At 70.0% G+C, this 24,275-nt stretch carries 24 protein-coding genes; 8 read left to right on the top strand and 16 right to left on the bottom strand.

Annotated elements, in window-relative coordinates:
* Positions 1-3 precede the first annotated feature (3 nt).
* On the bottom strand, positions 4-723 hold the full coding sequence (locus tag AC3WLB_RS08410; RefSeq protein ID WP_492505048.1) for a hypothetical protein: 720 nt from the start codon (positions 721-723) through the stop codon (positions 4-6).
* Between the two features lie 152 nt (positions 724-875).
* Here AC3WLB_RS08410 and AC3WLB_RS08405 point away from each other — a divergent pair, with 152 nt between their 5' ends.
* Positions 876-1,340: a DUF8821 family protein gene (locus AC3WLB_RS08405; protein WP_492505046.1), complete on the top strand. Its 465-nt coding sequence runs from the start codon at positions 876-878 to the stop codon at positions 1,338-1,340.
* Between the two features lie 9 nt (positions 1,341-1,349).
* On the opposite strand, the gene AC3WLB_RS08400 is transcribed toward AC3WLB_RS08405, so the two are convergent.
* Positions 1,350-1,691, bottom strand: coding sequence for an SdpI family protein (locus tag AC3WLB_RS08400; protein ID WP_492505044.1), 342 nt, complete (start codon positions 1,689-1,691; stop codon positions 1,350-1,352).
* Positions 1,692-1,736: 45 nt separating this feature from the next.
* Positions 1,737-1,961 (bottom strand): hypothetical protein, encoded by a 225-nt coding sequence (locus tag AC3WLB_RS08395; protein ID WP_492505042.1) that lies wholly within the window; start codon positions 1,959-1,961, stop codon positions 1,737-1,739.
* 97 nt (positions 1,962-2,058) lie between these two features.
* Between AC3WLB_RS08395 and AC3WLB_RS08390 the strand changes: the two genes are divergently transcribed.
* The gene (locus AC3WLB_RS08390) at positions 2,059-2,262 is read left to right on the top strand and encodes a hypothetical protein (protein ID WP_022897137.1); all 204 of its coding nucleotides are present in this window, start codon (positions 2,059-2,061) and stop codon (positions 2,260-2,262) included.
* A 7-nt stretch (positions 2,263-2,269) separates the two neighbouring features.
* Here the strand turns inward: AC3WLB_RS08390 and AC3WLB_RS08385 are convergent, their stop codons facing one another.
* The 3 genes from AC3WLB_RS08385 to AC3WLB_RS08375 form a co-directional block, all read right to left on the bottom strand.
* Positions 2,270-4,516, bottom strand: coding sequence for a HelD family protein (locus AC3WLB_RS08385; RefSeq protein WP_492505039.1), 2,247 nt, complete (start codon positions 4,514-4,516; stop codon positions 2,270-2,272).
* A gap of 90 nt (positions 4,517-4,606) precedes the next feature.
* A complete protein-coding gene (locus AC3WLB_RS08380) occupies positions 4,607-4,981 on the bottom strand; it encodes an FKBP-type peptidyl-prolyl cis-trans isomerase (protein WP_022897135.1) in 375 nt (124 codons plus the stop codon).
* A 55-nt stretch (positions 4,982-5,036) separates the two neighbouring features.
* Positions 5,037-6,266 (bottom strand): PrsW family intramembrane metalloprotease, encoded by a 1,230-nt coding sequence (locus AC3WLB_RS08375; RefSeq protein ID WP_492505638.1) that lies wholly within the window; start codon positions 6,264-6,266, stop codon positions 5,037-5,039.
* Positions 6,267-6,370: 104 nt separating this feature from the next.
* On the opposite strand from AC3WLB_RS08375, the gene AC3WLB_RS08370 reads away from it, so the two are divergent.
* On the top strand, positions 6,371-7,255 hold the full coding sequence (locus tag AC3WLB_RS08370; protein WP_492505037.1) for a fumarylacetoacetate hydrolase family protein: 885 nt from the start codon (positions 6,371-6,373) through the stop codon (positions 7,253-7,255).
* Between the two features lie 27 nt (positions 7,256-7,282).
* On the opposite strand, the gene AC3WLB_RS08365 is transcribed toward AC3WLB_RS08370, so the two are convergent.
* The 4 genes from AC3WLB_RS08365 to AC3WLB_RS08350 all read right to left on the bottom strand — a co-directional run bounded on the left by AC3WLB_RS08365 (position 7,283) and on the right by AC3WLB_RS08350 (position 11,682).
* Complete coding sequence (locus tag AC3WLB_RS08365; RefSeq protein WP_492505035.1) at positions 7,283-8,716, bottom strand: aspartate ammonia-lyase; 1,434 nt, start codon at positions 8,714-8,716, stop codon at positions 7,283-7,285.
* Between the two features lie 64 nt (positions 8,717-8,780).
* Positions 8,781-10,196, bottom strand: coding sequence for an aldehyde dehydrogenase family protein (locus AC3WLB_RS08360; protein ID WP_492505033.1), 1,416 nt, complete (start codon positions 10,194-10,196; stop codon positions 8,781-8,783).
* Between the two features lie 68 nt (positions 10,197-10,264).
* Entirely contained in the window at positions 10,265-10,501 is a 237-nt protein-coding gene (locus AC3WLB_RS08355) for a hypothetical protein (RefSeq protein ID WP_022897131.1), read from the bottom strand.
* Entirely contained in the window at positions 10,498-11,682 is a 1,185-nt protein-coding gene (locus AC3WLB_RS08350) for an inorganic phosphate transporter (protein WP_492505030.1), read from the bottom strand. Before AC3WLB_RS08350 ends, AC3WLB_RS08355 begins: the two co-directional genes overlap by 4 nt.
* Positions 11,683-11,843: 161 nt before the next feature.
* On the opposite strand from AC3WLB_RS08350, the gene AC3WLB_RS08345 reads away from it, so the two are divergent.
* Positions 11,844-13,964 carry a S9 family peptidase gene (locus tag AC3WLB_RS08345; protein WP_492505028.1) on the top strand — a complete coding sequence of 707 codons (2,121 nt, stop codon included), beginning with the start codon at positions 11,844-11,846 and terminating at the stop codon, positions 13,962-13,964.
* On the opposite strand, the gene AC3WLB_RS08340 is transcribed toward AC3WLB_RS08345, so the two are convergent.
* The 3 genes from AC3WLB_RS08340 to AC3WLB_RS08330 all read right to left on the bottom strand — a co-directional run bounded on the left by AC3WLB_RS08340 (position 13,961) and on the right by AC3WLB_RS08330 (position 17,068).
* Positions 13,961-14,281: a YciI family protein gene (locus tag AC3WLB_RS08340; RefSeq protein ID WP_492505026.1), complete on the bottom strand. Its 321-nt coding sequence runs from the start codon at positions 14,279-14,281 to the stop codon at positions 13,961-13,963. The genes AC3WLB_RS08345 and AC3WLB_RS08340 overlap by 4 nt on opposite strands.
* Positions 14,282-14,424: 143 nt before the next feature.
* Positions 14,425-16,539: a DEAD/DEAH box helicase gene (locus tag AC3WLB_RS08335; RefSeq protein ID WP_492505024.1), complete on the bottom strand. Its 2,115-nt coding sequence runs from the start codon at positions 16,537-16,539 to the stop codon at positions 14,425-14,427.
* Positions 16,540-16,729: 190 nt separating this feature from the next.
* Positions 16,730-17,068, bottom strand: coding sequence for a DUF6804 family protein (locus AC3WLB_RS08330; protein ID WP_492505022.1), 339 nt, complete (start codon positions 17,066-17,068; stop codon positions 16,730-16,732).
* 39 nt (positions 17,069-17,107) lie between these two features.
* Here AC3WLB_RS08330 and AC3WLB_RS08325 point away from each other — a divergent pair, with 39 nt between their 5' ends.
* From AC3WLB_RS08325 to AC3WLB_RS08310, 4 genes are read left to right on the top strand one after another with little or no spacing between them, the layout of a single operon-like run.
* Positions 17,108-17,506, top strand: a complete 399-nt coding sequence (locus tag AC3WLB_RS08325; RefSeq protein WP_022895168.1) for a hypothetical protein — start codon at positions 17,108-17,110, stop codon at positions 17,504-17,506.
* Between the two features lie 13 nt (positions 17,507-17,519).
* The gene (locus AC3WLB_RS08320) at positions 17,520-18,452 is read left to right on the top strand and encodes a pseudouridine-5'-phosphate glycosidase (protein WP_492505020.1); all 933 of its coding nucleotides are present in this window, start codon (positions 17,520-17,522) and stop codon (positions 18,450-18,452) included.
* Complete coding sequence (locus AC3WLB_RS08315) at positions 18,445-19,449, top strand: carbohydrate kinase family protein (RefSeq protein WP_492505018.1); 1,005 nt, start codon at positions 18,445-18,447, stop codon at positions 19,447-19,449. The genes AC3WLB_RS08320 and AC3WLB_RS08315 overlap by 8 nt, the downstream gene beginning before the upstream one ends.
* Entirely contained in the window at positions 19,446-20,861 is a 1,416-nt protein-coding gene (locus AC3WLB_RS08310; protein WP_492505016.1) for a M20/M25/M40 family metallo-hydrolase, read from the top strand. The genes AC3WLB_RS08315 and AC3WLB_RS08310 overlap by 4 nt, the downstream gene beginning before the upstream one ends.
* Positions 20,862-20,868: 7 nt before the next feature.
* Here the strand turns inward: AC3WLB_RS08310 and AC3WLB_RS08305 are convergent, their stop codons facing one another.
* The 3 genes from AC3WLB_RS08305 to AC3WLB_RS08295 all read right to left on the bottom strand — a co-directional run bounded on the left by AC3WLB_RS08305 (position 20,869) and on the right by AC3WLB_RS08295 (position 24,180).
* Complete coding sequence (locus AC3WLB_RS08305) at positions 20,869-21,954, bottom strand: cell wall-binding repeat-containing protein (protein WP_492505014.1); 1,086 nt, start codon at positions 21,952-21,954, stop codon at positions 20,869-20,871.
* A gap of 86 nt (positions 21,955-22,040) precedes the next feature.
* On the bottom strand, positions 22,041-22,655 hold the full coding sequence (locus AC3WLB_RS08300; protein WP_022895048.1) for an SGNH/GDSL hydrolase family protein: 615 nt from the start codon (positions 22,653-22,655) through the stop codon (positions 22,041-22,043).
* Between the two features lie 31 nt (positions 22,656-22,686).
* Positions 22,687-24,180, bottom strand: a complete 1,494-nt coding sequence (locus AC3WLB_RS08295) for an SDR family oxidoreductase (protein ID WP_492505012.1) — start codon at positions 24,178-24,180, stop codon at positions 22,687-22,689.
* Between the last annotated feature and the right edge of the window lie 95 nt (positions 24,181-24,275).

Here is a 24,275-nt window from a genome sequence, read left to right as displayed (position 1 = left end):
CGGCTAGGCCGGTGGCAGCGGCACGACGTTGGAGAAGGTGCCGGTCACGCCGATGACGACGACGACGGCCGAGAAGGCGACGAAGGATTCGGGGATGTCGGCTCGCGGCATTCTGAACACCCAGCGGCCGTCGGCATCGGTGAATCCCTGCTGCACCAGGGTACTGGCTCCGGACCCGTCGCGCCCCGACAAGGTCACCCGCAATCCGGCCAGGCCACTGGACACCCCCTGCACCGCCACGGTGAAGACGACATCCGAGCCGTCCGAGTCGGCGGTGAGCACCGCTGTGGGGCGCGGCACCTGCGCGACATCGCTCGTGTACTCCACCGCGCCGACCGTCACCCGTGCGCGGATGCGCCGCAGCGAGCCGTTCACGGTGTCGCCCGCGAGACTGCCGACCGCCACACCGTCGCCGTCGGTCGTGGCCGTCGTGGCGAACTGCCACCCGCTGGTCTGCTCGACATCGACGGAGACCGATGTCCCCGCCACTCCGGACGCGCCCTCCTTCACGATCACGCTGAACCCGTAGGTCGTCGGACTGAGGATGAGCGCGGTGGTCGAGATCGACACCGCACCGGAGGCGGCGGCAGCGGGCGCGGCCACGGCGAGCAGCACGACCGGCGCGGCCCACGCGGCGCCGATCACGGCGCGGCGAGACGGGCCGACGGTTGGCGTCGAAACGGCCGACGATAGGGGCGCGGAGGTGTCGGCTCGATCGGTCACGCGCTCAGCATATGCGCGCGACGCAGGCAAAGCGACATTTGTAGTTGCCGGCTCGGCGGCGCAGGTGGCGGCGGTCACCACCTCGTTTGCGGCGGCGCGCTGGCATCTGGTGGAATGAGCGCGAGCACTCACCCACCCGGAAGGGATCCGCAATGTCCTATACCGTCGATTTCGTCACCGTTTCCACCGAGGGTCTCGAGTCGTCACCGGTGGCGGATGCGCTGGCCGGGCTCCGCGCGAACGAAGCCCGCTACTTCACGAACAAGTACGACCACGAGTTCGTCGTCCATCCCGCCGGCGAGGCCATGGAGACCGTCGAGTGGGTGCACCGCATCCTGAAAGACGAACGCGACCTCGTCATCTCCTCCCCTCCCCTGGAGGCGACCGAGTTCGTGGTCTCGGGCATCCGCTGGGCGTACGTGTTCTACCAGAGCGGTCTGTCGATCAACGTCCTGTACACCCTCGACGACGCGGGCAAACGGGCCGTCGGCTTCAAGCTCTCGGACGGCATGGATGTTCCGGCCGAGCTCGCTGACCGCTTCAAGTTCGCGCGCCAGAAGTCGAAACTCGCCGGCACCATCCGCGGTTCGTTCTTCGTGATCAAGAACCAGCACTGACCGCGGAGATCACGCCGCTTTCGCGGCCCGTGACGCCTGCACCAGCGTCCAGATCACGCCGCCCACGAACGCCGCCAGCGTGACGGCATACGCCCACGGTTGAACGAGTCCCACCAGACTGCCGAGCAGCGCGACGCCGAACGCGACGCCGGCCGGTAGCGCCGCGGCGGCGTGTCCCGCCCGCCACGCACTGTCGCTGCGCTCGGTCGAGGGCAGCCGGATTCCCACGAGGTGGTTGCGGCGGATGCTCCCCCGCGCCGCCGCCGCACTGATCACGATCAGCAGCAGGAGCAATCCGGTGAACACCCAGCTCACCGGCACGACCGCGCCGAATGCTCCCGTACCGTTCATCCCACCAGTCTCGGCGAGCAGCCCGTGGTCTGCAACGGGGCTGGGTCAGGTGGTGAGGCGGGGGCGCGCGGTCGTCACCATCCGCACCTCGTCTTCGGGCACGTCATCGGCTGCCGCGGCGGGCAGCGCGATCGCACCGCCGCCCAGGAGGTCGGCCGGGGTGAGGTCAGGGCGACCCGCCTGCTTCCACGCGAGGTACTCGGCGTAAGGATCGCCGAGGGCCGGCGCCACCGGAACCTCCGTACGCCGACGACGCCAGCGCCACCCCATGCATCAATTATCCACCCTTCGCGCACGACCTCGGCACGGCTTGACTCAGCGCCCCGAATGCAGCAGTCCGCGGACGCACCCGCGCTAGCATTCGTGCATGACGAGTCCTCAGCCCCTTCCGCCCGGCCGTTACCGCGCGAGCCTCATCCTCGGCCTGGTCCTCGCGATCGCCTGCCTGATCATCGGCGCGGTGGTCGTGATCCTCAACCTCAACCCGCTCTTCGGCTGGTTCCTCCTCGTCGTCGGCGCCGTGGTCACGGTGATCGCCGCGGTGCAGCTCCGACGATCCCGTCGGAGCTGACGAGGGGTCAGTCGTCGGTGAGACCCGCCGGCGGCGGCTCACCCGGCGCCAGCAGCAGCGCGAGCCGCTGGGTGGGACGAGTCATCGCCACATAGAGAGCGGATGCGCCCCGCGTGTTCTCGGCCACGATGCCGGCCGGCGACACCACCAGCACCGCGTCGAACTCGAGGCCCTTGGCCTCGGCGGGCGACAACAGCGCCACCGCGCGCGCCAGGCCGGCGACGCCGACCCCCATCCGGTCGTCGAAGGTGCCGGCCAGGGCCGGCTCGAGTGCGGGCAGCAGCGACGACGGAGCGATCACCGCGACCGTGCCGCCACTCGCGGAGAGGTCGACCGCCTGGGCCGCCGCGTCGGCCGGGAGCGACGCAGCCGTCGCGGCTTCCGACACGGTGACCGCCCACTCGGTGGTGCGCACCGAGCGCGAGCGGGTCACGGTGAGACCGCTGGCGTGCGCCACCCGTTCGGCGGCATCGACGATCTGCGAGGGCGTGCGGTAGTTGACCGTGAGCTCTTCGAGCCGCCAGTTGTCGCCGATCAACGGTTCGAGCGTGGCCGACCAGCTCGTCGACGACGCCGCCGAGCTCGCCTGCGCGACGTCGCCCACGATGGTGAAGGAGCGCAGCGGTGACTTGCGCAGCAGCAGCCGCCACTGCATCGGCGACAGCTCCTGAGCCTCGTCGACGACGATGTGCCCGTAGGTCCAGGAGCGGTCGGAGGCGGCGCGCTCGGCGGTGGTCAGCCGCACGGTCGACTCCTCGAATCCCGCGACGACCGCCTCGGCCGAAACCAGTCCGCCGACCTCCATGTTGCGGATCGCGTTCTTCGCGTTCTCCAGATCGCGTTTGCGCTGCGCCTTCTCGGCACGCTTCGCCGCGGCGTTGCCCGGGTCGTACTCCCCCAGCAGCTCGGCGGCCTCGTCGAGCAGCGGCACGTCGGAGACCGTGAACGCGCTCCCCCGCTCCCGGCGCAGCAGCTCGCGCTTCACCTTCGACCAGTGACTCGTGATCGAGGCGAGCCACTGCGGGCGGGCGAACAAGTCCTCCAGGAGCTTCTCGGGGGTGAGGGGCAGCCACGCGGTGTTGAGCGCGACCCGCACGTCGTAGGCGGTGCGGATGTCCTCGCGCAGGTAGGCGAGGTCGGCGTCGTCGACCGTGCTGCCACGGCGGCGCAGCTGCTCGGCGAGCTGGCGGGTGAGCTGGGCGAGCACGTTCTTGACGAACTGCACCCGGCCCTCGTTGTAGGGCTTGCCCGACTCGCGGGCCTTCGCCATCGCCTCGGCGATGACCGCCGGTTCGAGCACGAGTGTCTCGCCGTTGATCTCGAGGGTGATGGGCTCTTCGGGCACGCGCTGACGCGACCGCACCGCGCGCCGCACGAGCGCGGCCATCTCGGCCGAGCCCTTGAGGGCGGCCACCGCCGGTTCGTCCTCCGCCACCGCGTCGACCCCGGGGTACAACTGGCCGAGGCTCGAGAGCACCACTCCGGTCTCGCCGAGGCTCGGCAGCACCGCGTTGATGTACTGGAGGAACGCCCGGCTCGGGCCCACGACGAGCACACCGCTCGAGCCGAGCCGCTCCCGGTGGGTGTAGAGCAGGTAGGCGGCGCGGTGCAGAGCCACGGCGGTCTTGCCGGTGCCGGGGCCGCCCTGCACCACGAGCACCCCACCCAGCTCGGAGCGGATGATGCGGTCCTGCTCGGCCTGGATGGTCGAGACGATGTCGTGCATCTGGCCGGTGCGCTGCGCCGACAGGGCGGCGAGGAGCGCGCCCTCACCCTGCAGCTGGGTGCCCTCCTCGTCGAGGAGGGTCGAGTCGAAGACCTCGTCCTCGATCCGCACGACCTCGCGGCCACGAGTGGTCAGGTGTCGCCGGGCGCGTGTCCCGAGCGGGGTGGCGGCGGTCGCCTGGTAGAAGGCTCGGGCCTGGGGGGCGCGCCAGTCGAGCAGCAGGGGCTCGAGATTCTCGTCGCGCAGTCCGATGCGGCCGATGTAGTGGAGGTGCGAGCCCTCGGCATCCGGCTCGGCGAGCTCGAGCCGCCCGAACGCGAGCCGCTCCCCCACTTCGCGCAGCTGCTGGATGCGGTCTTCGTATGCCCGCGCGAAGGCGTCGCGTTCGGAGCGGCTCTGATGATTGCCGCCCACGTTCTCGCGTCGCACGGTGGCGAGCTCTGCCTCGGCGTCACTGCGCAGACGGTCGAGCCGCGCGTACAGTCCTGAGACGTAGTCGCGCTCTCGCGCCAGTTCGTCCTCCGCCACGGCACCTCCCAGAATCCGGCGATACATTCTACGCGCCGCAAACCGGGAGGATGCCGTGGCACAGGTGTCCGGCAGGTGAAGTGCAGTGCGTTAGGGCACGTTCACCAGGTCGATCACGAAGATCAGGGTCTTGCCGGCCAGGAAGTGGCCGGAGCCGGCCGGACCATAGGCGAGGTGCGGCGGGATCGTGAGCTTGCGGCGGCCGCCCGCCTTCATGCCGGGGATGCCCTCCTGCCAGCCGGCGATCAGGCCGTTCAGCGGGAAGGTGATCGTCTCGCCGCGGTTCCACGAGGAGTCGAACTCCTCGCCGGTCTCGTACTCGACGCCGAGGTAGTGCACCTCGACGGTCGCGCCCGGCGTCGCCTCGGCGCCGGTGCCCTCGACGATGTCGACGATCTCGAGGGTGGTGGGCGCCGGGCCCTCGGGGAATTCGATTTCGGGCTTGGTGCCGTTGGAATCAGTCATGCTTCCATCCAATCCCACGGGCGAGGCCAGGTCAAAGCCGCCCGCGCATCCGCCGTCACACCGGGCGGATGACGGATGCGGCGGCCAGCGCCACCCGGTCGCCCAGGATGGCGTCGAGCAACTCGGCCTCGTCCTGCTTCGGGGCGATGTTCGCACGATCGACGAGCATGCGCTGCCGCACGAAGGCCAACCGGGTGGCGTGCCGCACGAACGATCGGAGCGCCGATGCGCCGTTGCCGGGCAGCGTGCGCGCCCAGCGCACCGCCTGGCGGCGGCCTGCGCCGGAGGACAGCATGTCGACCTCGGCCGGGCTGAACCAGCCGGCGTCGGCGTACTCGGTGAGCCTCGCCCTGGTCAGTTTGGCCTCCGACTTGCGCAGCAGCACCACGAAGACGACCGCCAGTGCGAACAGCGGCACCTGCACCACGAAGTAGATGAGGAAGAAGCCGTCGAGGCCCGAGACGATGAACGAAGAACCGTTCCACAGCGCGTGCAGCGCCATGGCGAGCAGGAGCCCCACCAAGAAGATGCCGACCCCACGGAGCCAGCCCTTGCGTCGCGCCGCGAAGCCCAAGGCCACGCCCGTGCAGGAGGTGAACATGACGTGGGCGAACGGGGACATGATGCCCCGCAGCACGAAGGTGAAGCCGAGCCCCACTCCCCCGGACTCGATCAGCGACTGCCCGAAATAGAGGATGTTCTCGGTGAACGCGAACCCGGCGGCGACGGTCGCACCGTAGACGAGGCCGTCGATGGGGCCGTCGAACTGCTTGCGGAAGAACAGCAGCAGGATGAGCACCCCGGCGGCCTTCGCGCCCTCCTCGACGATCGGCGCCTGGATGACCGAGCCCCAGAGGTCGCTCGTGGTGTTCTGCCCGTCGCTCAGCACGGCGACGGTGAGCTGCACGCCGAAATCGACGATGAGCGCGATCGCGATGGACGCTGCGGCTCCCCAGAGGAACGCAAACCACAACGCCGGCCGCGGCTCGGGCTCCCACCGGTCGATGACGGTGATGACCGTGAGCACCACGGCGAGCGGCACGAGGGCGAGGATGCCGCAGATCACGAAGGCCGCCGGACCGAGCCCCAGCACCAGGTAGCCCGCGACCGCGAGAAAGACGAAGCCGAGCACGATGATGCCCACCACGGCCAGCGCGAAGCTGCCGGTGCGAGTTCGCCGCACCGGCCCCACGGGCGAGATCTCGGGCATCGGTGGCAGCGCAGCATCGGGTTGTGCCACCGCGGAGAGAGGCGCGGCCGAGGGAGGCCGGCCGGGATCGAACATCGTCAAGAGCAATCCTCACCTTCGCGACATCCGACAGCGTACCGGATCCAACGCTGTGCCGACACTCCAACCAGCCTGCCATGAGGCCCCGATAGCCTGAAGTGGTGAGATTCGCGCACCTGACCCCCCGTTCCGCCTCCGGGCCAGAGACTGCGGGGTTCTACCTCGTCGACGAGCACCGGGTGCTGCCCGTCTCGGCGGTGGTGGACGACGCGCCGCGCGACCTCCAGGAGCTCATCGAGCGCGGCGAAGCCGAGCTGGCACGCATCCGCGCCGCCGTCGCCGGGCACGGTTGGCAGGATGCGCGTGATCTGGCCGACTTCGAGCACGCACCCGCGGTCTCCCGCCCCCCGGCCATCATCGCGATCGGCCTGAACTACGGCGCGCACGCCTCGGAGCTCAACCTCGACATGGCGGCAGCCCCCACGGTCTTCGCGTTCTGGCCGAGCTCGCTGGCGCCGCATGAGGGCACCACCAGCTGGCCGCAGTCGCTCTCGACCGAGGTCGACTACGAGGCCGAGCTGGGTGTCATCATCGGCAAGCCCGCCAAGAACGTGAGCATCGCGGATGCGCTCGACCACGTCTTCGGCTACACCATCGTGAACGACATCACGGCCCGTAACGTGCAATTCAGCGAGGCGCAGTGGATCCGGTGCAAGAGCTTCGACGGCTTCACGCCGGTGGGGCCCGTGGTGGTGACCGCCGACGAGGTCCCCGATCCGCAGGACCTGCGCCTCGGCACCGTGCTCGACGGCCGCACGGTGCAGGATTCGTCGACGAGCGAGATGATCCACAGCGTCGCCAAGCTGATCAGCGTGCTCTCGCAGTCGACCACCCTGCTGCCCGGAACGCTCATCTCCACGGGCTCCCCTGCCGGCGCCGGCTACTCCCGCAAGCCCCAGATCTTCTTGAAGAACCACTCCACGGTCACCATCTGGATCGACGGCATCGGCCAGCTCACGACCCACTGCCGAGTGCTCGAGGACTGACCCCGCGGCCCGGCCGGGATGAACCGGTCACACCCGCGGCGGCTCCGTCACGGGGATGGCGGCGGTGATGGCCTCGATGCCTGAGAGGCGGGCCGGGGAGATGAGCTTCATGACGCGCTCGCGGCTCATCAGGTCGGCCTCGACCACCAGGTCGGCGATGTTGCGATGCGTCAGCAGGGCCGTCTTCGCCAGGGCGGAGGCGGCCGCGTAGCCGATGTACGGCGTCAGCGCCGTGACGACCCCGACCGAGGTGGACACCATCGTGTCGAGCCGGTCGAGGTTCGCGGTGATGCCCACCACGCAGTTCTCGCGCAGGGTGCGGCAGCCGCCCGTCATCCAGGCGAGACTCTGCAGCAGCGAGTGCGCGATCACCGGCTCGAAGGCGTTCAGCTGCAGTTGCCCGCCCTCGGCCGCCATCATCACCGTCACATCGGCACCGGCCACCGCGAAGGCGACCTGGTTCACCACCTCGGGGATGACCGGGTTGACCTTCCCCGGCATGATGCTCGACCCGGCCTGTCGCGGCGGCAGGTTGATCTCGCCGAGCCCCGCCTGCGGGCCGCTCGAGAGCAGCCGCAGGTCGTTGCAGATCTTCGACAGCTTGATGGCCGAGCGCTTGAGCACGCCCGAGAGCGTCATGAACACGCCGGCGTCGCTCGTGGCCTCCACCAGGTCGGCGGCGGTCACGTGCTGGAAGCCGGTCAGCTCGCGCAGGTGCCGGCACACGGTCGACGCGTACGCCGGGTCGGCGGTGATGCCGGTGCCGATCGCGGTCGCGCCGAGATTTATCTCCCAGAGCAGGGGCAGGGTGTGCCGCATCCGCTCCAGGTCCTCGGTGAGCGTCGTGGCGAAGCCGTGGAACTCCTGGCCGAGCGTCATCGGCACCGCGTCCTGCAGCTGGGTACGGCCCACCTTCAGCACGTGCGCGAACTCGAGCCCCTTCGCAGCGAAGGCGTCGCGCAGCAGCGCGTGCTCGGCCATCAGCCGATCGAGCGAGAAGCACATGGCGAGCTTCACCGCGGTGGGGTACACGTCGTTGGTCGACTGGCTGCGGTTCACGTCGTCGAGCGGGTGCAGCACGTCGTACGAGCCCTGCGGATGCCCGTGCGCCACCAGTGCCACGTTCGCGATGACCTCGTTGGCGTTCATGTTCGTCGAGGTTCCGGCGCCGCCCTGGATGACCCCCACCACGAACTGGTCGTGGAACTCCCCGGCCCGGATGCGCTCGCACGCCTCCTCGATCCAGTCGGCCTTCCAGCCCTCCAGGACCCCGATTTCGCGGTTCGCGCGGGCCGCCGCCTGCTTCACGATGGCGAGGGCGTTGATGAGGTCGGGGTAGACGGAGATGGGCCGCCGGCTGATCGGGAAGTTCTCCTGCGCCCGCGCGGTGTGGATGCCCCAGTAGGCGTCGGCGGGGATTTCGATCGAGCCGAGACTGTCGGTTTCGAGACGGGTGGTCACGGGGTGTGCTCCATTGCTGTGTCGTGTCGCTTGTGGCTGGACGACATCGACTCTACCCGCCGCCTCAGCTCAAGCGGCGGAGCAATCCACGAATGAATCCGTCTTTGCGCTCGGTGAACGGCGGGTAGACGAGTCGCAGCGTGTCCGGCGCCAGCCGCTTGTGCAGCACCGCCTTCTCATGGCTGAAGGTCTCCACGCTCCGCCGCCCGTGGTAGTGCCCCATGCCGCTCTCCCCCACTCCGCCGAACGGCAGCCCCGGCACCGACAGGTGCGCGGCCGGCACACCGAAGCCCACCGCACCCGATGAGGTCTCGGTGAGGATGCGGCGAGCCGCGGTCTTCGAGTTCGTGAACGCGTAGAGCGCGAGCGGCTTGTCGCCGGAGCGGATGAACGCGATCGCGTCGTCGAGACCGTCGACGTGCACGATCGGCAGGATCGGCCCGAAGATCTCCTGGCGCATCACCGGCGCGTCGCGGGCGACGTCGCCGAGCACGGTCGGCGCGAGATACCGCGTGCGCTCGTCGGAGCGGCCCCCGGCGAGCACCGTCTCGCCCGCCAGCAGACCGGTGAGCCGGCTGAACTGGCGATCGTTGACGATGCGGCCGTAGCTCGAACTCGACCGCGGGTCGCCCTCGTAGAGCTCGCCGATCGCCTCCAGGAGGTGCGGCACGAGACGCTCCGCCACCGCCGGGGTGGCGAGCAGGTAGTCGGGGGCGACGCAGGTCTGGCCGGCGTTCATGAACTTGCCCCAGGCGATGCGCCGAGCGGCCGCTGCCAGATCGACCGTGTCGTCGACGTACACCGGCGACTTGCCGCCGAGCTCGAGGGTCACGGGCGTCAGGTGCTTCGCCGCGGCCGTCATCACGATGCGGCCCACCGTGCCGTTACCGGTGTAGAAGATGTGGTCGAAGCGCTCGGCGAGGAGTTCGGTCGTCTCCTCCACCCCGCCCTCCACGACGGCGACGGCGCGCGGGTCGAGGTACTCGCGCACGAGCGCCGCCAGGAGGGCGGAGGTCGCCGGTGCGAGTTCGCTCGGCTTCAGCAGCACCGCGTTGCCGGCCGCCAGCGCGCCGATCAGGGGCGCGAGCAGCAATTGCACCGGGTAGTTCCACGGCGCGATCACGAGCACCACGCCGAGCGGCTCGAGCATCGTCGAGGCGGAGGCCGGTGCGATCGCGAGCGGAACCGCGACGCGGCGCGGCCGCAGCCAGCCGCGCAGGTGCGTCAGGGTGTGGGCGATCTCCGAGAGCACGATGCCCACCTCGGTGAGCTGCGCCTCGGCCGGGTTCTTGCCGAGGTCGTGGAAGAGGGCGTCCTCGATCTCCGAGGAGCGCTCCTCGAGCATCCGTTTGAGCGCGTTCAGCTGCTCGATGCGCCACCGCAACGGGCGGGTCACCCCGCGGTCGAAAGCCGTGCGCAGGGCGGGCACGATCGCGGCGACGGGGACGGTGTCGGTTGCGGCGGCGGACTCGACGGTCATGACTCCATGGTACGAGCGCGAGCCCGGGAACGCGCCCCACGCCTCACAAGAACGACCGAGCCCGAGAACTACGAGTGGAGGAACGGCACGATCAGGTAGATGCCGAAGAGCACCGCGCAGGCGCTGAGGCCGAAGCAGAGGTAGGAGAGCACCGTCGCGTACCCGGGGCGCACGGGTTCGCCGGTGCGGGCATCCGGATGCGTGAGCGCACGGAAGCGCAGCCCGAAGGAATACAGGCTGACCACCACCGCGGTGGAGAACAGCGACGCCAGTGCGACCGCCACGAACGAAGCCCAGTCGATCATCCGGCCGCCTTCCGCTTGCGCCGAGTGGCCTTCGGGCTGCGCACAGCGACGGCAGCGGCGTCGACCTCGCTGATGGCGTTGTTCGAGTCGACGCGGTTGCGCCGGGAGAGCAGGAAGATCGTGATGATGACGGCGAGGCCGAGCACCAGGTCGATCAGGATGCCCGTGGTGCCGAGGGTGGCGACGAGAGCCGCCAACGCCCCCACGATGGCCGAGGCGGGCAGCGTCATGGCCCAGCCGAGACCGATGCGCCCCACCGTGCGCCAGCGCACCGAGGCGCCCTTGCGGCCGAGGCCGGAGCCGATCACCGATCCCGAGGCGACCTGGGTGGTGGAGAGGGCGAAGCCGAGGTGGCTGGAGGCGAGGATGGTCGCGGCCGTGCTCGTCTCGGCGGCGAAGCCCTGGGCGGGCTTCACCTCGGTGAGTCCGGCGCCGAGGGTTCGGATGATGCGCCAGCCACCCATGTACGTGCCGAGCGCGATCGCGACAGCGCAGGTGATGATGACCCAGATCTGCGGCCCGCTCCCGGAGTCCTGCAACCCGGCGGAGATGAGCATGAGGGTGATCACGCCCATGGTCTTCTGCGCGTCGTTGGTGCCGTGCGCGAGCGCGACGAGCGACGAGGAGAAGATCTGGCCGTAGCGGAACCGCCCCCGCACGCCCGATTGCGCCGACGAGGCGGGCATCCGCGTGATGAGGTAGGCGAGCCTGGTCGCGGTGAACGCGACGACACCCGCCACCACCGGGGCGATGACCGCGGGCAGGATGACCTTGCTCACCAGCACGCTGTAGTCGACCGAACCGAACCCGGCCCCCACGATCGCGGCACCGATCAGGCCGCCGAACAGCGCGTGCGACGAACTCGACGGCAGGCCGAACAACCAGGTGACGAGGTTCCAGACGATGGCGCCGATGAGGCCGGCGAAGATCATCTCGGGCAGGATCTGCACCCCGCCGTCGCCCTCTTTGATCAACCCGTTCGAGATGGTCTTCGCCACCTCGGTGCTGAGGAAGGCCCCCACGAGGTTCAGCGCCGCGGCCAAGGCCACGGCCACCTTCGGCTTCAGCGCGCCGGTGGCGATCGGCGTCGCCATGGCGTTCGCCGTGTCGTGGAACCCGTTCGTGAAGTCGAAGAACAGCGCCAGGCTGATGACGAGCACGACGATGACGGTCAGATCCACCCGTGCCTCTCCAGCCTTGATCGCCTCCGTCGCGCGCCGATCCGGCGGGTGTGAATGTTCACCGGATGTTCGCGGTCGTCGGGTGGCCCGAACAGGAGCCGTGACGATACTCGCATCCGCCTCCGTCGAGGTCAACTCGATCGTCGCTCTACGCTGGAACCATGGATGCTCTCCCTCCCGTCGCCCGGCAGATCCCGTTCGAGCGAACCCAGCACGGCGACGTCGTGATCGACCCCTTCGAGTGGTTGCGAGACAAGGAGAACCCGGAGACGATCGCCTATCTCGAGGCCGAGAACGCCTACACCGACGCGCAGACAGCGCACCTCACCGAGCTGCGACAGCGCATCTTCGACGAGATCAAGGCGCGCACCCTCGAGACCGACCTCTCCGTCCCGGTGCGCGACGGCGGCTTCTGGTACTACACCCGCACGGTCGAGGGCGCGCAGTATGGCGTGCACTGCCGGGCGCCGATCGGGGGCGAGGAAGACTGGACGCCGCCGGCCATCGCGCCCGGCGCCGCCATCCCGGGCGAACAGGTGGTGCTCGACGACAACCTCGAGGCCGAGGGTCACGACTTCTACTCACTCGGCTCCTTCGACGTCAGCCCCGACGGCAACCTGCTGGCCTACGCGGTCGACACGGCGGGCGACGAGCGCTACACCCTCCGCATCCGCGACCTGCGCACCGGGGTCGATCTGCCCGACCTGATCGAGCAGACCTTTCCCGGGGCGGTCTTCTCCGGCGACGGGCAGGACGTCTACTACCTCACGGTCGACGAGGCCTGGCGCCCCGACACGGTGTGGCGCCACCGCGTCGGCACCGCCGCCGGCGACGACGCGCAGATCTTCACCGAACCCGACGAGCGCTACTGGGTGGGGGTCGGACTGACCCGCAGCAAGCGCTACCTCGAGATCGCCCTCGGGTCGAAGATCACCAGCGAGGTGCTGCTTCTGGACACCCTCGACCCGGCTGCGGGCTTCCGGGTCGTCTGGCCGCGGCGGGAGGGCGTCGAGTACTCGGTGGAGCACGCGGTCGTGGGCGGACAGGATCGCCTGCTCATCCTGCACAACGACGGCGCCGAGAACTTCGAACTGATCGACGTCGACCCGGCCCGGCCGGCCGATCGGGCATCCTGGCACACCGTGCTGGCGCACGACCCCGCCGTGCGCCTCGAGGAGGTGGATGCCTTCGCCACTCACCTCACGGTCGACTACCGGCGCGACGGGCTCACCCGCATCGCCGTGCTGCCGCTCGCGGCGGATGCGACGTCCATCGACGGCTCGGCGCTGGTGCCGGTCGAGTTCGACGAGCCGCTGTTCGCGGTGGGCACCGCAGGGAACCCGGAGTGGTCGCAGCCGACGGTGCGCTACGGGTACACCTCGTTCGTCACCCCGTCGTCGGTGTTCGACTACGACGTCGTCTCCGGCGAGTCGACCCTGCTGAAGCGGCATCCGGTGCAGGGCGGGTACGACCCGGCGCTCTACGAGCAGCGCCGCGAGTGGGCGGTCGCACCCGACGGGGTTCGGGTGCCGATCTCCCTCGTCGGGCGCCGCGAGGTGCTGGCCTCCGGCTCCCCCGCACCTCTGGTGCTCTACGGCTACGGCTCGTACGAGTCGTCGATCGATCCGAGCTTCTCGGTGGCCCGGCTGTCGCTCCTGGACCGCGGCGTCGTGTTCGCCATCGCGCACGTGCGCGGCGGCGGCGAACTCGGCCGGCACTGGTACGAGACCGGCAAGACCCTCACGAAGAAGAACACCTTCACCGATTTCATCGCGTGCGCCCAGCACGTCATCGGCGCCGGGCTCACCACCCCGCAGCTCCTCGCCGCGCAGGGCGGCAGTGCGGGCGGACTCCTGATGGGCGCGGTCGCGAACCTGGCACCACAGCTGTTCGCCGGCATCCTGGCGCAGGTGCCGTTCGTCGACCCGCTCACCTCGATCCTCGACCCGTCGCTCCCACTGACCGTGATCGAGTGGGACGAGTGGGGGGATCCGCTGCACGACCCCGAGGTCTACGCCTACATGAAGTCGTACTCGCCTTGTGAGAACGTCTCCGAGCAGGCCTACCCGCGCATCCTGGCGGTCACGAGCCTCAACGACACCCGCGTGCTCTACGTGGAGCCGGCGAAGTGGACGGCGCGCCTCCGCACCGTCGGCGCACCCGTGCTCCTGCGCACCGAGATGTCGGCGGGCCACGGTGGGGTCTCCGGCCGCTACGAACGGTGGAAGGAGATCGCCGAGGAGTACGCCTGGCTCCTCGACGTGCTCGGCCGCGCCGCCTAGCCGGGGAACGGCCGCAGTTCGAGGCGGCCGTTGCGGGCCATCGGATGCCCGGCCGCGATCTCGAGCGCCCGGTCGAAATCCGGCGCCTCGAGGATGTCGAACCCCCAGATCGAATCGGTCACACCCGGCACCGCTCCGTCGGTGACCAGGCGCTCGCCGTTCCGCACCCTGACGACCTTCGCCGAACTCGGATCGAGAATGTCGCCCAGCAGCCGCTCCCCCGCCGCATCGTGCTCCTCGACCCAGACATCGACATCGGAGTCGTCGGCGACGTCGTCCGGCTGTGCATCCGCCATCACGAACATCATGAACCTCATCGAACACCCCTCCCGGTCATGTGAACACTGTACACATAACAAGAGAAGGGGGCTGGCGGATTTTCGTCCCGGCCGCCTTTGAGCTCCGCTCAACCCTTAGGCCGGGACGAAAATCCGCCAGCCCCCTTCGTCCCCCCGCTATGTCACCCCTCCAGAGCCGAGCGCAACAGAGACACAAGAGCGTCGAGCTGCACCGAGTCGGTGGACCCGACCTCCTCATCGGACCCATCGAGCGCGCGCGCCGCGAGCCCCTGCTTTGAGTCGATGAGCTCGGCGATGCGGGTGTCGATGGTCTGGGCGGCGATGATGCGCCAGGCCGTCACCGGCTCCTCCTGACCGATGCGGTGCACGCGGTCGATGGCCTGGGTCTGCTCGGCCGCCGTCCAGGAGAGCTCGGCGAGCACCACGTTCGACGCGGCCTGGAGGTTGAGTCCGACGCCTGCCGCGGTGAGCGAACAGACCGCGACGGAGACCTCGGGGTCGTTGTTGAACGCATCGATCTCGCGCTGCCGGAGCGTGGCCGACTGGTCGCCGCGAATGGACACCGTCTTGAGCTCCCGCTTCGCGAACAGCTCCTCCGCGGCATCCATCACGGCGATGTGCTTGGCGAAGAAGACCACCTTGCCCACCGAGCGCGCCAGCTGGGCCGCGTAGTCGGCGGCGAGGCCGGCCTTCGCCGTACCGATCTGGCGCACCATCGTGAAGACGTTGAGGCCCTCCTCGGTCGCCTTGGTGTCTTCGAGCTCCTGGCGGGCCACGAGCCGCATGAGGTCGTCGTCGGGCAGCTCGTCGACCTCGTCGCCACGAGCGTTCGCGCGCGCCGCGACCAGGCGCCGGTAGCGGGTGACCAGCCGCGCAGCCAGCTCGCGCTCGGCGTCGCGGATCGACCGCCCCAGGTCGTCGTCGAGCTCGACCGGGAGGTCGACGATGCGCTTGGACGGCAGGTCGGCCGCCACGTCGATCTTGCGGCGGCGCACGATGCCCATGTCGATCACGGCCTCGCGCGCCTCGGCGAAGAACCCGGCGTCGGCGGGCGTCAGCCCCACCTCCTCGAGCCGTTCCATCAGCACCGGCGTCGGCTTGGTGCCGTCGATCCAGCCGAGGAATTGCCAGATCGCACGGAAGTCGTCGACGTCGTTGATGAGCGGGGTTCCGGTGAGGGCGATCATCAGCGGGTTGCCGCCGGGCGCGGTGCGACGGATGCGGTCGGCCAGCGCCAGCACGTTCCGCGACCGGAGCGAGGAGAGGTTCTTGATGAAGTGCGCCTCGTCGACCACCATGCCGCGGAAGCCCAGCGTGCCGAGCCAGGACAGGTGCCGGTCGAGCACCTCGTAGTTCACGATCACCACGTCAGCGAACGCATCCAGGTTGTCGCCGTCGCCGTGCACGACGGTGGCGCGGCGGTGCGGGGTCCAGATCTCGACCTCGCGGGCCCAGTTCATCTTCACGACGTTCGGCACCACTGCCAGGAGCGGGTAGGCGTCGGCGACGGATGCGGCCAGGAGCGACTGCGCCGTCTTGCCGAGACCGGGCTCGTCGGCCAGCAGGAAGGTGCGGTGGCCCGACTGCACGCTCTGCAGGAAGCGGGACTGGTGCACCATGAGCTCGTGCCCGGGGGGCGAGAGCCGGTCGATGGTGGGCGCCTCCGGCAGCTCCATGCTCGCGGCCGTGCCGCCCGCGCCGTACTCGAACGCGCGGTAGAGCGGCCCGAGCAACTCCCAGTTGGCCAGCCGACCCACCGTGCGCGGCTTCGCCGGCGAGAGGTCGGGGGCGAGGAACGGGTTGGCGAGCTGGCGCGACTTCACCGAGAGCGGCACCACCTGGCGCTCGGCGAGTTCCGGCGGCACGACGGTGGCGACCGGGCGCGGCGCTTCGGGCTCCTCGTCGGGGACGTCGTAACCGGCGTCTTCGAGGTATTCGCGCCGCAGCTTGCGGGCCGAGGGCGAGACCGCCGCGTCGTTCTCGAGCAGCGCGATCAGCGAGGTGTCGCGGGCGGCCGTGCGGGCGAGGATCGAGGCGATGCCGTCGAGCCGCTTCAGCTGCTCGGCGCGCTCGGCGTCGGTGAGTGTCGCATCCGTCTTGATCGAGGCACGCTCCTCGCGCATGAGCAGCGCGACGACGAGGAACTTGGTGCGGTTCGCCGGGGCGACCTTGCCCCGCTGGGCAGCCCCCTCGACCTCGCGCACCTTACGGGCGAGGATCGGGATGAGGCCGGTGTTGTCGGCGGTGCGTGTTCGGCGGTTGCCGGACCTTGACATCGTTCTCCTGGGGAGTCGGGGCGGGCCTCCTCTTCGCGGGAGACCACGCGGCCGGTCGATCGGCCGGCACCGGATCGGTGCCGCCGGGACCTGCGGGCAGTTCGAACGAGGGCCTGGGCCGAGCAACGTCAGATGAGTGGCGGTCGGCACGAAGAGCGGGATTCCCCGTCGCCCCACCAGTCTACGCGATTCAGCGCTTCTGATTCACCTTGATGAACAGCCCGCTCGCCACGAACACGGCGGCGCCCAGGACGTGCGCGATCTGCCAGGCGATGAGGGGGAGGTCGATGGGGAGCACCGGGTTCCAGAGCACCGCCATGGCGCCGAGCGGGGCGATCCACCACCACTGCTTGGCCTGCCAGGCGAACACACACATGATGAGGGCGAGGATGCTCACCACGTAGCGCGCGATGGTGAACCAGCCGTCGTCGCCGACCACGGCGATGAACGCCAGCAGGGCGATGGCACCGAGGATGCCCGGGGCGAGGGCGGGGCGGGTGAACGCCGGTGTGGCGTATCGATTGCTCATGTCTCGCCAATCCTACGCGTCGGTCGATATGGTGAAGACATGACACTTCCCCAGGCTGCACCAGGTCCTCAGTTCGCCGGCCCGGAGGGGCTGTGGACCGCGGACCCGGAGGAGTTGGCGGCCCGCCTGTTCGTCGCCGTCTTCGCCGGCCAGGGCGCCGTCCCGCTGCCGCAGAAGGAGGTGTCGGAGGTCTACTCGACGCTCGCCGCCCTCGGTGGCTACAGTCTGCCCGACGTCCGCTCCGGCAACACGCAGCCGCTCGGGCTCACCGTGCAGCTGGCGCAGGAGGCCATTCTCATCTGGGAGCGCGCCACCGTCGCCACGCGGTTGAGCGCGGGCGCAGGTCCCGTGTCGCACACCATCACGATGCTGCGCTTCGGCCCCGGGGTCTTGACCGCCGCCGACCCGGTGGCGGCCCTGAAAGCCCGGCTGCGCTGAGGCCGGGCAGTCGATGACGCGCCCCGCCGCGCTTCAGCTCTCGCCCGAGGTGGCCGACGCCCTCGACGCCGGCCGGCCGGTGGTGGCGCTGGAGTCGACCATCATCTCGCACGGGCTCCCCCGCCCCCGCAATCTGGCGGCGGCAATGGAGTTCGAAGAGATCCTGCGCTCGGCCGGAGTGACCCCCGCCACGATCGCGGTGCTCGACGGGGTGCCGCGCATCGGGCTCGACGACGACGGGGTGCATCGCATCGCGAACGACGACCTGGTGAAGGCCAGCGTGCGCGACCTGCCGATCCTCGCCGCCAAGGGCGCCAGCGGCGCCACCACCGTCGCAGCCACGGCGTACCTCGCGGGCCGAGCCGGTGTGCGGGTGTTCGCGACCGGCGGCCTCGGTGGGGTGCACCGCGGAGCGGCCGAATCGTTCGACGAATCGGCCGACCTCACCTCGCTCGCGAGCTCGGGCGTGACGGTCGTCTCCGCGGGGGTGAAGTCCGTGCTCGACATCCCGGCCACCCTCGAACGGCTCGAGACGCTGAGCGTGCCCGTGGTGGGTTACCGCACCGTGGACTTCCCGAGCTTCTGGCTCCGGGCATCCGGGTACACGATCGACTGGCAGGTCGACGACGCCGCGGAGATCGCTCGGGTGATGCGCGGGCAGGACGAACTGGGACACGGCCAGGGCATCGTGGTGGCGAACCCGATCGCCGAGGCGCTGCAGTGGGATCCGGCCGAGCACGACCGCGTGCTCGCCACCGCCTTCGCCGCCGCGGCGGAGGCGGGCGTGACGGGCAAGGCCGTGACGCCGTTCCTCCTCGGCTACATCGTCGACGCCTCGGGCGGCCGCAGCCTCGAGGTGAACCTCGACATCGCGCGCGGCAACGTGCGGCTGGCCGGTGAGATCGCGGTGGCCTGGAGCGCACTCAACGCCGCCGCGGATGACTGAACCGGTGATCCCGCACGTCGTGGTGTTCGGCGACGTGATCGACGACATCATCGTGACGCCGCTCGGCGACATCCGCCCCGATACCGACACGAGCGCCGAGATCGCCCGTCACGCCGGCGGCTCGGCGGCGAACGCGGCGACCTGGTTCGCCGAGCTCGGCTGCGCCGTCGACTTCTTCGGCCACGTGGGTTCGCCGGATGTCGCGGCGCACTCGGCCCTGCTCGCGCAGCACGGCGTCAGCCCACACCTCTCGGGCGCCGAGCTGCCCACCGGCACGATCGTGGTCGTGCTGCAGCCCGACCGCACGCGCACCATGCTCACCTCCCGGGGCGCGAACGCGCTCACGTCTCCACAGGACGTGCCGCGTGAGTTGCTGCGGCCGGGTGCGCACCTGCACTTCACGGGCTACTCGGTCTTCGGGGCCGGCGAAGCGGATGCAGGCAGCGCCTTCGCCGAACTGATCGGGAGCGCGCGTGCGGCCGGCGCATCCGTGTCGGTGAATCCGGGGTCGGCGGGGTTCATCGCCGAGCATGGTGCTGCTCCCCTGCTCGCGGCGATGGCCGGTGCGACGGTCATCCTCCCGAACCTCGACGAGGGGCGCGCGCTCACCGGCGCGTGGGAGCCCGACGATGTGGTCGGCGCGCTGCTCGAGCAGCACGACGTCGTGGTGCTGACCCTCGGTCGCGAGGGGGCGATCGCGGCGACCCGGCGCTCCGGATGCGTGCGTGCCGCGGCCGTGCCCGTCACGCCCCGCGACACCACGGGCGCGGGCGACGCCTTCGGGGCCGCTTTCACGACGTCGCTCCTCCGCACCGCCGACCCGGCGACAGCGGCGGCCGGCGGAGGGCTCGGTGACATCGGCCGCTCGCGCCTCGAGGCGGCGCTGCTGGCCGGCATCACCACCGCCGCGACGGCGATCACCCAGGTCGGTGCCCGCCCACCGCTCGGCTCGGCAACCCCGGGCTGGGCGTTGACCGTGCCTAGACTGATGCCGTGACGCGCCACGACCACCCCGCCGCTGTGCCCAACGAGCCGGGGCCCAACGAAGCGGGGCCCGACGAAGCGGCACTCGACGAAGCGGCGCTCGACCGCTTGCGCGAGTTGCTGCGCATCCCCACGGTCTCCCCGTTCGCCGACGCGACCGGCAGCGCCGACGTCGACTGGTCACCCTTCGAGCGGTACCGGGAGACGCTCGAGCGCCTCTACCCTGCGGTGCACCGGATGCTCGAGCGCGAGCTGGTCGCCGGGCACAGTCTTCTCTTCCGCTGGCCGGGTCTCACGCCGGGGCCCGCGGCCGTTCTGATGGCGCACTACGACGTGGTGCCCGCCACCGACGAGGGCTGGACGCATCCGCCGTTCGCCGCCGAGGTCACGGGCACGGGCGACGAGCGGCTGCTCTGGGGGCGCGGGACACTCGACAACAAGGGGTCGGGGGCCGCCATCCTGGAGGCCGCCGAACGGGCTGCAGCCTCGGGGTACCGGCCGCAACACGATCTCTACCTGTTCTTCGGCCACGACGAGGAGACGACCGGCAGCGGCGCCGTGGCAGCCGTCGCCCTGCTGCAGCAGCGCGGGGTGCAGGTCGGCTTCGTGCTCGACGAAGGGGGCGCCGTGGTCGAGAAGCTCTTCCCCACGGTCGACCGGCCCATCGCCGTCGTCGGGGTGAGCGAGAAGGGTACGACGAGCTTCACCCTCACCGTCGAGCAGCAGGGCGGTCACGCCTCCACCCCGCCCAAGCTCACGGCGACCGCGCGTCTGGCACGGGCGATCGTGCGCATCACCGAGCATCCGTTCCGGGCACGGTTGAACGCGGTGACGGAGCGCATGATCCGCACCGTGGGCGCGCATGGCCGTGGCCCCGTGAAGTTCGTCTTCACCCGGGCGGGACTGTTCAGGCCGCTGCTCGTGGCGATCTTCGCGCGGATGAGCGACGAGACCGCCGCGATCGTGCGCACCACCGTCGCGGTGACGCAGCTCGACGCGGGGCTCGCGGCGAACGCGCTGGCCGAGCGTGCGCGGGCGGTGCTGAACGTGCGGATCGCCATCGGCTCGACGGTCGACGAGACCCGCCGCCACCTCGAGCGCGCCGTCGCCGATCCCCTGGTCCGCGTCGATGTGCTGAGCGCGAACGATCCCGCGCCGGTGTCGCGCATGGACGGCGACACCTGGACGCTCCTCGCCCGGACCGTCGCCGCTGTCTACCCGACCGCCATCGTCACCCCGTACGTGCAGACCGGCGCCACCGACTCGCGTCAGTTCGCCCGGGTCAGCACTACGGTCTACCGCTTCAGCCCGTTCGAGATGTCGGCGGCCGAGCGCGCCACCCTGCACGCCAAGAACGAGCGGATGCACGTCGACACCTTCTTCGCGGGCATCCGCTTCTTCACCGCCCTGCTCCCCCGCCTCTGACGCGCCCTTACGAGCACACGGTCAGGTTTTCAACCCCTGGCCCCACCGTCAAGGGGCCACCGAGGAGGGTGACTCGTTCGATGACGACAGGCTCTTGCAGAAAGCTCATCACCCCCGCGGGCACGCAATCCCCGTGTGTCAGCAGGAGTGGGGCATCGAACTGACCCGCCATCGCCCCGCCGACGAGCGCATCGGGAAACGTGCTCCCGCTGCTGATGAAGGCGCGGCGGAAAGGATTGCTACTCGAGAATGCGTCGCGGGCGACCGCCGTCGACACGTCGTAGCGGTCGGCGCCGCCGAGCCTCTGTACCGTCGCCACGGCGCGCATCTGCCCCTCGAGGGCAGAACTGACCGACGCGGGGCCGCCGACGATCCTGATCGACCTCCCCGTTCCGGAGAACTGCTTGACTATGTCCAACTCGGCGCTCGTCAGAGTCGGCGCCGACCCATCGATCAGGAGCACACCCGTGCGAAGGTGTGCCGCAGCGGCCGTGCTGGAAAGCGCATCCGGGAAATTGCGTCCGTCTGCGACGAACAGCGTCGTCGGATTCGGCGGCGCGAGATCGCTGTTGAGGAGCGCCCGAGAGACTGCGAACCGGTCGGGTCCGTCGATTCGGCGCACAACAGCTCCCGGGTTCAGGAGGGCACGAATCGAATTCGCCACGTCATCGGAAACGGATGCCGGCCCTCCGACGATCACGACCTCTGCGAGCTTGGACCGGAGCCGGACGAGCTCGTCACGGGTCGGGCCCGGCAGGTCGGCCTGGCGGGTCAGCAGGAGTGGTGCGAACGCTGGCCGGGTCAGAGCACCCGCGCTCAGCGCGTCGGGGAACTTCTCCCCGCTGACGATGACCGCGACCGTGACCACGCTGCTGCCCTCGGTGAGACTCCGCGAGATGTTGGCAGCAACCGCGTAACGATCCGCGCCGCCGATGCGATCGACGACCGGCATCGCGTCGAAAGCGGCAGCCGGTCCTGAACTGTCACCCTCTGCTGCAGAGGCGGGGCTCATACCCATCAGCAGACTGCCGGCCGCCAGGGTCCAGACCACCGCCGCCACCACGATTGACGAAGACGACCGACGTCGACCCATCGCACACCTCGCTCACCGTCGGCATCGGGAACCGACACCCCAAGAGTGCGTGTTGCGGGCCCGGTGGCGTTATGAGTAGTTGGTGCTCAGTTCCCCTGCGAGGAGTTCTCGGCTGATTGAGCCGCGTTCATCGCGCCGAGTTCGGGCAGCCGGATGGGGCGGCTCGACGGCGGGAGGTCGTGCACCCGCTCGAGGGCCGGCACGAGCTCAGAGAGCCAGGCCTCGTAGCCCGCGTCGTTCAGGTGCAGCCGGTCGGTGGTGTAGGCGGGATTGAGCTCGCCGTCGGCCTCGGCCATCACCGGCCAGAGATCGAGGTAGTGCGCCTTCACCGTCGCGGCGAACTGCCAGACGTGGCGGTTGATCTCCTTGACGAACTCGGCGTACTCCCGCCCACGGGGCAGCACCGACTGCACCAGAATGCGCGCATCCGGCAGCGCCTGACGCAGCTCCACCAGGATGGTCTCGATGTTGCGCACGACCTGCTCGACCGCGCGCCGGTTCGCGACGTCGTTCGTGCCGATGAGCAGCACCACCGTGTCCGGGTCCTCAGCAGCGACCTCGTCGAGGCGATCGATCAGCCCCTCCGTGGTGTCTGCGGCCACGCCGAGGTTGACCGCCTCGACATCGGGGAACCACTCCTGCCAACGACCGCCCTCGGTCAGACTGTCGCCGACGAATACCGTCTTCGCTTTTCCGGTCACGTTCCGTACCTCCTGCTGAAGAGCATCCAGTTTAGCCGTTCGCCTTCGGCTCTCCCTGCGTGGCCAGCGCCGTGGCCGTGATGCGGTTGGCCATCCCGTTGAAGATCACCCCGTGGAAAGGCAGGATGGCGAACCAGTACAACCGGCCGCCGAGCCCGCGCGGAAAGAAGATGGCCCGCTGATCGTAGATCGAACCGCCGTCGTCGGTGGGGCGGGCTCGCATCTCGAGCCAGGCCTGCCCGGGCACCCGCATCTCGGCCCGCAGCCGCAGGAACGAACCGCGGTCGATCCGCTCCACCCGCCAGAAGTCGAGGGCATCGCCGATGTGCAGGGAGGTCGCGCTGCGTCGCCCGCGCCGAAGGCCCACTCCGCCGACCAGCTTGTCGAGCCAGCCGCGCACCGCCCAAGCGAGCGGGAACGAGTACCAGCCGTTCTGGCCGCCGATGCCCTCGATCACCCGCCAGAGGTCCTCCACCCGGGCGGCGGTGCGCCGCTCCTTCACGTCGAGGTAGACGGTGTGGCCGGCCCAGTCGGGGTCGCTCGGCAGCGGGTCGCTCGCGGCTCCCTCGACGAATCCGTCCTGCCAGCTGGTCTCGACCTCGCCTTCCTTCATCTTCTCGAGCGCGAGTCGCACCGCGCGCCGGTAGGGCGTCAGTCCGCCCTCCGGATCGGGGATGTATTGACGGATGTCGTGCTCGTGCGTCACGCAGTCGAATTGCAGCGAGGCGATGATCGGCATGGCCAGCGCTCGCGGGATGGGGGTGACGAGGTTGACCCACTGCGACGCGAGCCACGGCGTCAGCACCGGCAGGGCGGCGATGGGGCGCTGCTTGAGGCCCGCCTCGAGCGCGTAGCCGTTCATCATCTGACCGTACCGGAGCACATCCGGCCCGCCGATGTCGAAGGTGCGGTTCACGTCGGCCGGGAGGTCGGCGGAGTGAACGAGATAGTACAGCACGTCGCGCACGGCGATCGGCTGGATGTGGTTGCGCACCCACTTGGGCGCCGGCATGTAGGGCAGCACTTCGGTGAGGTGCCGGATCATCTCGAACGAGGTGGATCCGGAGCCGATCACCACCCCGGCCTGGAGCGCCGCGGTCGGCACGCCGGATTCGAGCAGGATGCGCCCCACCTGCACGCGCGACCGGAGGTGCGGCGACAACTGACCGTGCCGCGGGTGCAGCCCGCCGAGGTAGACGACGCGCTTCACCCCTGCCGCGGCCACGGCGGCGGCGACGTTCTCGGCCGATTCGCGTTCGGTCTCCTCGAAGTCCTTGCGCCCGCCCATCGAGTGCACGAGGTAGTAGAACACGTCGACATCCGCGCACGCGACGGCGAGCGACTCGGCGTCGCCGAGGTCGCCGTGCACCACCTCCACCCGGTCGGCCCAGGGCACGTCGCGCAGCTTGTCCGGGTTCCGCACGAGCACCCGTACGGTGAACCCGGCGTCGAGCAGCCGCGGCACCAGCCGTCCGCCGATGTATCCGGTCGCCCCGGTGACCAGGGCTCTGCGTTGGTTCTCCACCCCTTGAACGCTAGCCCTCCTCGCCCCCCGCCGCCCGCCCTCCTGCCGACCCGTCAGTTTTGGCCCTGAAAACCCCTGGGAAGGGCCACGACTGA

The sequence above is a fragment of the Herbiconiux sp. FW305-C-125 genome, assembly GCF_058783455.1.
This window is presented reverse-complemented; position numbering and strand designations above follow the sequence as displayed.